Annotated in this window: 9 protein-coding genes and 1 tRNA gene; 2 read left to right on the top strand and 8 right to left on the bottom strand. The window is 70.5% G+C overall.

What is annotated here, in order from left to right; translation table 11 throughout:
• Positions 1–30: 30 nt before the first annotated feature.
• The 5 genes from LQV45_RS12830 to LQV45_RS12810 all read right to left on the bottom strand — a co-directional run bounded on the left by LQV45_RS12830 (position 31) and on the right by LQV45_RS12810 (position 4,044).
• Positions 31–906 carry an FAD:protein FMN transferase gene (locus LQV45_RS12830; protein WP_230007360.1) on the bottom strand — a complete coding sequence of 292 codons (876 nt, stop codon included), beginning with the start codon at positions 904–906 and terminating at the stop codon, positions 31–33.
• A 4-nt stretch (positions 907–910) separates the two neighbouring features.
• Positions 911–1,387: an FMN-binding protein gene (locus tag LQV45_RS12825; protein WP_230007359.1), complete on the bottom strand. Its 477-nt coding sequence runs from the start codon at positions 1,385–1,387 to the stop codon at positions 911–913.
• Between the two features lie 111 nt (positions 1,388–1,498).
• Positions 1,499–2,533 (bottom strand): ribose-phosphate diphosphokinase, encoded by a 1,035-nt coding sequence (locus LQV45_RS12820; protein ID WP_138172757.1) that lies wholly within the window; start codon positions 2,531–2,533, stop codon positions 1,499–1,501.
• Complete coding sequence (glmU, locus tag LQV45_RS12815; protein ID WP_230007358.1) at positions 2,523–3,971, bottom strand: bifunctional UDP-N-acetylglucosamine diphosphorylase/glucosamine-1-phosphate N-acetyltransferase GlmU; 1,449 nt, start codon at positions 3,969–3,971, stop codon at positions 2,523–2,525. The genes LQV45_RS12820 and glmU overlap by 11 nt, the downstream gene beginning before the upstream one ends.
• A 1-nt stretch (position 3,972) precedes the next feature.
• Positions 3,973–4,044, bottom strand: a tRNA-Gln gene (locus LQV45_RS12810).
• Between the two features lie 68 nt (positions 4,045–4,112).
• Between LQV45_RS12810 and LQV45_RS12805 the strand changes: the two genes are divergently transcribed.
• Positions 4,113–4,610 carry a MarR family winged helix-turn-helix transcriptional regulator gene (locus LQV45_RS12805; RefSeq protein ID WP_138172755.1) on the top strand — a complete coding sequence of 166 codons (498 nt, stop codon included), beginning with the start codon at positions 4,113–4,115 and terminating at the stop codon, positions 4,608–4,610.
• Positions 4,607–5,119 (top strand): hypothetical protein, encoded by a 513-nt coding sequence (locus LQV45_RS12800; RefSeq protein WP_230007357.1) that lies wholly within the window; start codon positions 4,607–4,609, stop codon positions 5,117–5,119. Before LQV45_RS12805 ends, LQV45_RS12800 begins: the two co-directional genes overlap by 4 nt.
• A gap of 15 nt (positions 5,120–5,134) precedes the next feature.
• On the opposite strand, the gene LQV45_RS12795 is transcribed toward LQV45_RS12800, so the two are convergent.
• The 3 genes from LQV45_RS12795 to LQV45_RS12785 all read right to left on the bottom strand — a co-directional run.
• Positions 5,135–6,934, bottom strand: a complete 1,800-nt coding sequence (locus tag LQV45_RS12795) for an ABC-F family ATP-binding cassette domain-containing protein (protein WP_230007356.1) — start codon at positions 6,932–6,934, stop codon at positions 5,135–5,137.
• Positions 6,935–7,157: 223 nt separating this feature from the next.
• Entirely contained in the window at positions 7,158–8,069 is a 912-nt protein-coding gene (locus tag LQV45_RS12790) for an ABC transporter substrate-binding protein (RefSeq protein ID WP_230007355.1), read from the bottom strand.
• Positions 8,070–8,103: 34 nt separating this feature from the next.
• Positions 8,104–8,494: ABC transporter permease subunit (locus LQV45_RS12785; RefSeq protein WP_230007354.1), on the bottom strand; the 391-nt coding region annotated here is incomplete at its 5' end.

The raw sequence follows: 8,494 nt of genomic DNA, 5'->3' as shown, positions 1-8,494 counted from the left end.
GGGTGGAACCGGCGGTGAGGGTGGCGCTCATCAGAAGATCTCTCCTTCGAATCCGGGCGACCATTCCACGCGGCCGTCGGTGCGCATGCGCACCCACGTCGCACCCCAGGCGGCCGCGAGCTCGGCGCCGCCGTCGAAGAACAGTGCGGTGGCGAGGGCGTCGGCCCGCATCGCGGTGTCGGCGACGGCCCAGGTCGCGGCGTACGCGCGCACGGGAGCCCCGGTCCGCGCATCCAGGACGTGGTGCAGCCCGTCGCCCCACGCGCGGCGCGTGATCGCCGACGCGCACAGCGCACCGTCGAGCACCGTGACGACGCCGATCGCGCGCTCGGGATCGTAGGGATGCTCCAGGCCGATGCGGACGGGCGCACCGCGCACCGCGAGATCCCCCGAGCCGTCCACGATCACGTCACCGTCGGTGTGGGCGCGCACGATGTCGAGCACGCGGTCGACCAGGCGCCCCTTGCCGAGCGCACCCACGTCGAGCATCGCCGGTCGGGACATCGACAGGATGCCACTCCCCCACGTCAGCACGTCGCGCCAGGCCGGCGCCGGCTCCGCCGCTCCCCGGGGCGCGAGCGTGAGCCGGGCGTCGTACCCGAGCCGGGCCAGGGCATCGCCCACGAGGGGGTTCACGGCACCCCGCGTCGCGGCATCGAGCTCGTCGTACAGCGCGAGCATGGCATCCGTGTCCGCGGGAGCCGCGACGGAGGCCGTGCGTCCCGCCGCGAGCGCCGAGACCAGCGAATCGTCGCGGAACCGCGACCACTCCCGGTCGAAACCGTCGACGGCGACCGCGACCCCCGCGCGGGCGACCGCCGACAGCGGGTGCGCCGTCTCGATCGCCCACGAGGTGCCGATCGCGTCGAACGTCCAGACCGAACCGGTCGTGGTCGCCGCGGTCATGGGGTCAGGCCTGGGCCTGGGACTTGATCGCGTCGACGGCCTTCATGAAGCCGCCGCTGGTCAGCGAGGATCCGGCGACCTTGCTGACCGAGATCTCGTCGAGCTTCTTGCCGACGACCTCGTCCTTGATGCCGCCGATGAACTCGCCCTGGTACCGGCGGGACTCCGCGGCCTGCGGGTCGCCCGTGACGGTGACGTCGGTGACGGTGTCGCCGGCGAGCGTCAGGGTGACGTCGACGGTCTCGACGCTCTCGGGCGTGGCGTACTGGCCCGTGGCCTCGTACGTGCCGTCGGTGTACGTGCCCGAGGACGACGAGCCACCGTCGGCGGCGCTCGTGCTCGGCGCCGACGACGCGGCGGGTGCCGGCGCCGCGGCATCGGTGGTCCCGCCGGAGCATCCGGCGAGGGTCACGATCCCGGCGACGCCCAGCAGGGCGGTGCCGACGCGGACGGGGCGGGGGACGGCGGTCGTACGGATCATGCGGGTCCTCTTTCGGTCGTGCCTCGCGGCGCGGTCGTGCTCACGATGAGGACACGATCTCGACCCGACCCTGGTTCAGACTTCGGCGAACCTCTGAGCCGCCGATGAATCTCAGGCGTCGCCGCCGAACATGCTCGTGACCGACCCGTCCTGGAAGACCTCGTGGATCGCGCGAGCGAGCAGCGGCGCGATCGGCAGGACGGTCAGTCCCGGGAATCGACGCTCCGGCGGGAGCGGAACCGTGTCGGTGACCACGACCTCGTCGATCGCGGGATCCTGCAGGCGGACGCTCGCGGGATCGCTGAAGATCGCGTGGGTCGCGGCGACGATGACCTTGCGCGCGCCGCTGGCCTTGAGCGCCTGCGCCGCCTTCTGGATCGTGCCGCCCGTGTCGATCATGTCGTCGACGAGCAGGCACGTGCGCCCGTGGACGTCACCGACGATCTCGTGCACCGAGACCTGGTTGGCGACCTTCGGGTCGCGGCGCTTGTGGATGATCGCGAGCGGCGCGCCGAGGCTGTCGGACCAGGTGTCGGCGACGCGGACGCGCCCCATGTCGGGCGAGACGACGGTGAGGGTCTCGCGGTCCTCGCCGGTCAGGCCCTGCTCGAAGTGCTCGAGCAGCACGGGCTTGGCGAACAAGTGGTCCACGGGACCGTCGAAGAAGCCCTGGATCTGCGCCGCGTGCAGGTCGACGCTCATGATGCGGTCGGCACCGGCGGTCTTGAGCAGGTCGGCGACGAGGCGCGCGCTGATCGGCTCGCGACCGCGGCCCTTCTTGTCCTGGCGCGAGTACGGGAAGTACGGCGCGACGACCGTCACACGCTTGGCGGACGCGCGCTTGAGGGCGTCGAGCATGATGAGCAGCTCCATGAGCCACTCGTTCACCGGCGGACCGAAGGACTGGACCACGAAGACGTCGCACCCGCGGATCGACACCTCGAAGCGGGTGTAGATCTCACCGGACGCGAACGTGCGGTGCTCGGTGGGAGCGAGTTCGGTGCCGAGGTGCCGCGCGACCTCCTCGGCCAGTTCGGGGTGCGACCGACCCGAAGCGACGACGAGCCGCTTCTTGGTCTTGGCGACGAGCCCGGGGGCGATGCCGTTGTCGCGGTCGAGATCTACACGGTTCTTCTTACGAGCCATCGCGCGCTTCCTGTTCACCCCGAGCCCGCGCAGCCACATCGGCCGCTCCGGTGCCCGGTCGATTCTTCTCGACCCACCCCTCGATGTTCCGCTGGGGTGCGACGCTCAGGGCCAGCGCACCGGCCGGGACATCCTTGCGGATCACAGCGCCGGCGCCGGTCTTGGCGCCATCCCCAATCGTAACGGGCGCGACGAAGACGTTGTGCGAGCCGCTGTGCACTTCGTCGCCGATCACGGTGCGGTGCTTGGTGATGTCGTCGTAGTTCGCGGTGATGGCCCCCGCCCCGAGGTTGACGCCGCGGCCGATGTCGGTGTCACCGATGTAGGACAGGTGCGGGACCTTGCTGCCCTCGCCGATGGAGGAGTTCTTCACCTCGACGAACGTGCCGACCTTGCCGTTCACGCCGACGCGGGCGTTCGCCCGGAGGTAGGCGAACGGGCCGACCGTGGCCCCCGCCTCCACGACGGCGAGCGTCCCGTCGGTGCGGGTGACGGTGGCATCCTCTCCGATCTCGCAGTCCACGAGAGAAGTGTCGGGTCCGATCGTGGCACCCGCCGCGACGACCGTCGCCCCGCGCACGTGCGTGTTCGGGAGGATCGTCACATCGGGGGCGAGCACGGCGGTGACGTCGATCCAGGTCGTGGCGGGGTCGACGACGGTGACGCCTTCGAGCTGCCAGCGGCGGACCGTGCGGGCGTTGAGCGTGCGGCCGGCCTCGGACAGCTGGACGCGGTCGTTCACCCCGAGTGCGGCGCCCGCATCGGGCGTGACGGATGCCGCGACCCCCAGTCGCGCGTCGCGCAGCAGCGCCACGACGTCGGTGAGGTACTTCTCGCCCTGGGCGTTGGCAGTGCCGACGAGCGCGAGATGCTCGCGCAGCGGCGCCGCGCGGAAGACGTAGACGCCGACGTTGATCTCGGTGACCGCGGCCTCGTCGGCCGTGGCATCCTTCTGCTCGACGATGCGCTGCACGCCGTCGTCGCCGTCGCGGATGATGCGCCCGTACCCCCGGGGGTCGTCGACGCGCGCGGTGAGGAGCGTCACGGCGGTACCGCCCGCGCGATGCGTCTCGACCAGGTCGGCGAGGGTGTGCGACTGCAGGAGCGGCACGTCGCCGCTGAGCACGAGGACGTCGCCGGCGAAGTCCTCGAGCGCGCCGAGCGCGGCCTCGACCGCACGCCCGGTGCCGGGCACCTCGTCCTGGTCGACGATCACGACGCCCGGGGCCAGTTCGGTGACCGTCTCGGCCACGCGCTCGCGCTCGTGACGGACGACCACGACGATGCGGGACGGGTCGAGGGATGCCGCGGTGTCGAGCACGTGCCCGACGAGCGGACGGCCGCCCACGGCGTGGAGGATCTTCGGCGTACGCGAACGCATCCGCGTTCCCTGACCCGCAGCGAGGACGACGACGGCCAACTCGGTCGGTGATGTCATGCTCCGCCGCCAGGATTCGAACCTGGACCTAACAGCTCCAAAGGCTGTCGTGCTGCCGTTACACCACGGCGGACCGCGCCAGGGGGCGCCGGTCAAGTCTGCCAGACCGCGGCGCCGGGACGTTCTCGACATAATGAAGACGTGAGCCGGGACAGCGACGAAGTCGATCGCATCGTCGAGGCCTGGGTGCGCCAACGACCCGACCTCGACTTCTCGCCGCTCGAGGTGCTCTCGCGGGTCGCACGCTTGTCCCGCCACCTCGACATCGCGCGCAAAGAGGCGTTCCGCCGCAGCGACATCGAGTCGTGGGAGTGGGACGTGCTCTCGGCCCTCCGCCGTGCCGGCGAGCCGTACCAGCTCAGCCCGAAGCAGCTGCTGCAGCAGACGCTCGTCTCCAGCGGCACCATGACCAACCGCATCGACCGGCTCGTCGCCCGCCGGTTCGTACGACGCGAGGCCGACCCCGGCGACGGACGGAGCATCCTGGTGACCCTGACAGATGACGGACGTGTGCGCGTGGATGCCGCGATCACGCGCCTCGTGGACGCCGAGGCGGTGCTGCTGGAGAGCCTCTCGCGCGGCGACCGCGAGCGACTGGCGACCCTGCTGCGCAAGCTGAGCCTGGGGTTCGACGCATGAGCGCCCCCGCCGCACCGCCGTCGGTGGGACGCCGGGTGCTGAACTGGTTCGACGTCCGGTTCCGCTCCCCCGCCGCGATCTACGGGCTCATCGTGTTCACGGCGTTCGTCACGATCGCGGAGGACCACGCCGAGAGCATCGAGGACATGCTCGCGACGTCCGTCGCCAGCCTGATCGTGTTCTTCATCGCCCACGTCTTCGCGCACACGCTCACCGAGCATTCCGAGCACGGCTTCCGCGCGGCGACGAGGAACGCCGTGCGGCACGGTGCGGGGATGCTGTACGCCTCGGTCCCCTCGATCCTCGTGCTCGTGATCGCGGGTTTCAGCGGCGCCACGGTCTCGGACGGGGTGGATTACTGCATGTTCGCGGCGTTCATCGTGTTGGCGATCCTCGGGTACCACGCGTTCCAGAGCCGTCGCGCACCCCTACTGGCCCGAATCTTCGGGGCTTTCGCCACCGCGATGCTGGGATTGTTCATCGTGATCCTCGAGTACGGCTTCCACTGAGGCCGCGAGCGGATCTCAGCCGATCGTCTCGGTGAGCTCGAACCAGCGCAACTCCAGTTCGTCGCGCTCGGACTCCTGGTCCGTGATGCGCTGCATCTCTTTGCCGAGGCCCACGTAGTCCGCCTGGTCGTGGTCGGCCAGCGCCGCCTTGGCGCGGTCGATCTGGGCCTGCAGCTTCTCGATGCGCCGCTCCAGCGCCGACGCCTCCTTCTGCGCCGCACGCAGGCCCGCGCCCTGGAGTCCCGGCTCCGCGGGGGCGGACGAGGATCCGGATGCCGCGGAGCGCGAGGGCTCGGCATCCTGGAGCGCCCGCAGGCGCAAGTACTCCTCGACGCCGCCGGGGAGGTGCCGGAGCTTGGCGTCGAGGATCGCGAACTGCTGGTCGGTGACGCGCTCGAGGAAGTACCGGTCGTGCGAGACGACGATGAGCGTGCCCGACCACGAGTCGAGCAGGTCTTCCATCGCCGCGAGCATGTCGGTGTCGAGGTCGTTCGTCGGCTCGTCGAGGATGAGGACGTTGGGCTGGTCGAGCAGGATCAGGAGCAGCTGGAGGCGCCGCTTCTGCCCGCCGGACAGGTCTTTCACCGGGGTCGACAGCTGGGCGCTGGAGAAACCGAGACGCTCGAGCAACTGCCCCGGGGTGAGCTCTTGCGCCTTCGATCCGGCGCCGAACGTGTACGTCGTGCGCAAGCCGGCGATCACGATGCGCACGGGGTCGTTCATGTGCTGCTCGAGCTCGTCGAGGCGCTGGGTGAGCGTCGCGACCTTGACGGTCTTGCCCCGTTTGACGCGACCGGTCGTCGGCTCGACCGTGCCCGACACCAGGCCCAGCAGCGTCGACTTGCCGGCACCGTTGACACCCAGGATGCCGGTGCGCTCCCCCGGCGCGATGCGCCACTCCACGTCCTTCAGCACCGTGTGCTCGCCGTAGGTGACACCGGCGTCGAGGAGATCGACGACATCCTTGCCGAGGCGCGCGACCGCGAGGGACTGCAGCGCGACGCGGTCGCGGATCTCGGGGACGTCCGCGATGAGCTCGTTCGCGGCGTCGATGCGGAACTTCGGCTTCGACGTGCGCGCGGGCGCACCGCGCCGCAGCCACGCGAGTTCCTTGCGGGCGAGGTTCTGACGGCGCTGCTCGATCGAGGCGGCCTGACGATCCCGCTCGACGCGCTGCAGGATGTACGCCGCGTACCCACCCTCGAAGGGCTCGACGATGCGGTCGTGCACCTCCCACGTGACGGTGCAGATCTCGTCGAGGAACCACCGGTCGTGCGTCACGACGAGCAGACCGCCCGCCGACGGCGACCACCGGCGCTTCAGGTGCCCCGCGAGCCACGTGATGGCCTCGACGTCGAGGTGGTTGGTGGGCTCGTCGAGGAACAGCACGTCCCAGTCGCCCGAGAGCAGCCGTGCAAGGGCAACGCGGCGGCGCTGGCCGCCCGACAGCTCGCCCAGACGCGCGTCCCACGGGAGGTCGCCCAAGAGTCCGGCAATGACGTCGCGCGTGCGCGCGTCACCCGCCCACTCGTGCTCGGGGCGGTCACCGACGACGGCGTGGCCGATCGTGTCGTCGTCGTCGAGGGTGTCCTGCTGGTCGAGGACGCCGACCGTCACTCCCCCGCGCACCGTGACGCGACCGCCGTCGGGCTCGCGGAGTCCGGCGAGCATGCCGAGCAGGCTCGACTTGCCGTCGCCGTTGCGGCCGACGATGCCGATGCGGTCGCCCTCGTTCACGCCCAGCGAGACGGAGTCGAACACGACCTTGGTCGGGTATTCCAGGTGCAGGGCTTCGCCCCCGAGCAGATGTGCCATATCCGTCCCAGGCTACGCGGCGCGGGCACCCCGGCGGTCCGCGGGGCGCTCGCCCGCACCGCGGGTTGCGCGCTGCGCGGAGCGCGAGACTGCATCCGCCTGACATCTCCACTGCACGCTGCAGCGGGTATGTCAGGCAGATGCAGTCTCGGTGGACGCGGGTGCCCGGACGCGCAGCGGGGCCGCCCGGACTCCCGGACGGCCCCGCTGGTGTGGCTTCGGCTCAGAGGTTGTTGTCGGCGAGCCAGGCCTTCGCGATGTCCTCGGAGGACTGCTGGTCCACCGTCGACTTCACGTTCAGTTCCACCAGACCCGCGGGGGTCAGGGCGGCGGAGACCTTGTTCAGGACGTCCGAGACCTGCGACGCGACCTGGGAGTTCACCACGGGCACGACGTTCGAGGCGAGGAACAGACCCTCGGGGTCCTCGAGCGTGACCAGGTCGTCGGTCTGGATGCGCGGGTCGGCGGTGTAGACGTTCGCGATCTGGACGGTGCCGGCGATGAGGTCGTCGACGGTGGTCTCACCGGTCGGCGAGAACTGCACGTCCACGCCGTACGTCGACTTCAGGCCCTGCGGGCCGTAGGGACGCTCCGCGAGCTCGGCGTTGCCGCCGAGGGTCAAGGGCGTCGTGACCTTCGCGAGGTCGGCGATCGAGGTCAAGCCGTTGGCCTGTGCGAACGCCGCGGTCACGGTGTACGAGTCCTGGTCGGTGGCCGTCGACTGGTCGAGCACCTCGAGGCCCTCGGGCAGGGCGGCCGGCAGCGCGGCGTAGACCTCGTCGGCCGTACGCGCCGTGGTCTCTTTGTCGAAGAACTGCAGCAGGTTACCGCTGTACTCCGGGAACACCGTGACGGTGCCGTCTTCGAGCAGCGGGATGTAGGCGTCGCGCTGACCGATCTGGAACTGGCGCTTGACCGTGAGCCCGGAGTTCTCGAGGGCCTGGGCGTAGATCTCGGCGATGATCTCGTTCGAGAAGTACGCCTGAGAGCCGACGACGATCTCGTCGGACGAGGCGCTGGCGTCGCCGCCGCCGCTCAGGGGATCGCTCGAGGCGCCGCAACCGGCGAGGGCGAGCGAGGCGACCGCGAGTCCGGCGAAGACGCCGAGACCCTTGCGAGTTCGTGCTGTGAACATGGGTTCCTCTTTCTGGTGGTGGGAGTCGGGTGGGTCAGGAGGTCGTCGACGACGCGGGTGCGCCGACGGCGAGGGCTTCGGCACGCCGCTCGCGCGCAGAACGCGCGCGCGGCGAGGCGGCACCGGCGGCACGGATGCCACGGGGCACGACGAGGTGCTGGAGCAGGGCGAACAGTCCGTCGATCACGAGCGCGAGGACGGCGACGAGGAGAGCACCGCCGATGAGGATGTCGAAGCGACGGAGCGGAATCGCGGCGATGATGTACTGCCCGAGTCCGCCGAGGCCGATGTAGGCCGCGATCGTCACGGTCGCCAGTACCTGCAGCGTCGCGGCGCGGATACCGCCGACCAGGAGCGGGAGCCCGAGCGGCACCTCGATACGCCACAGGATCTGGGCCTCGGTCATGCCCATCGACCGGCCCGCG

This window comes from Microbacterium sp. Bi128 (assembly GCF_918698205.1).
The sequence above is the reverse complement of the archived record's forward strand: the minus strand, read 5'-3'. Positions and strand labels throughout refer to the sequence as shown.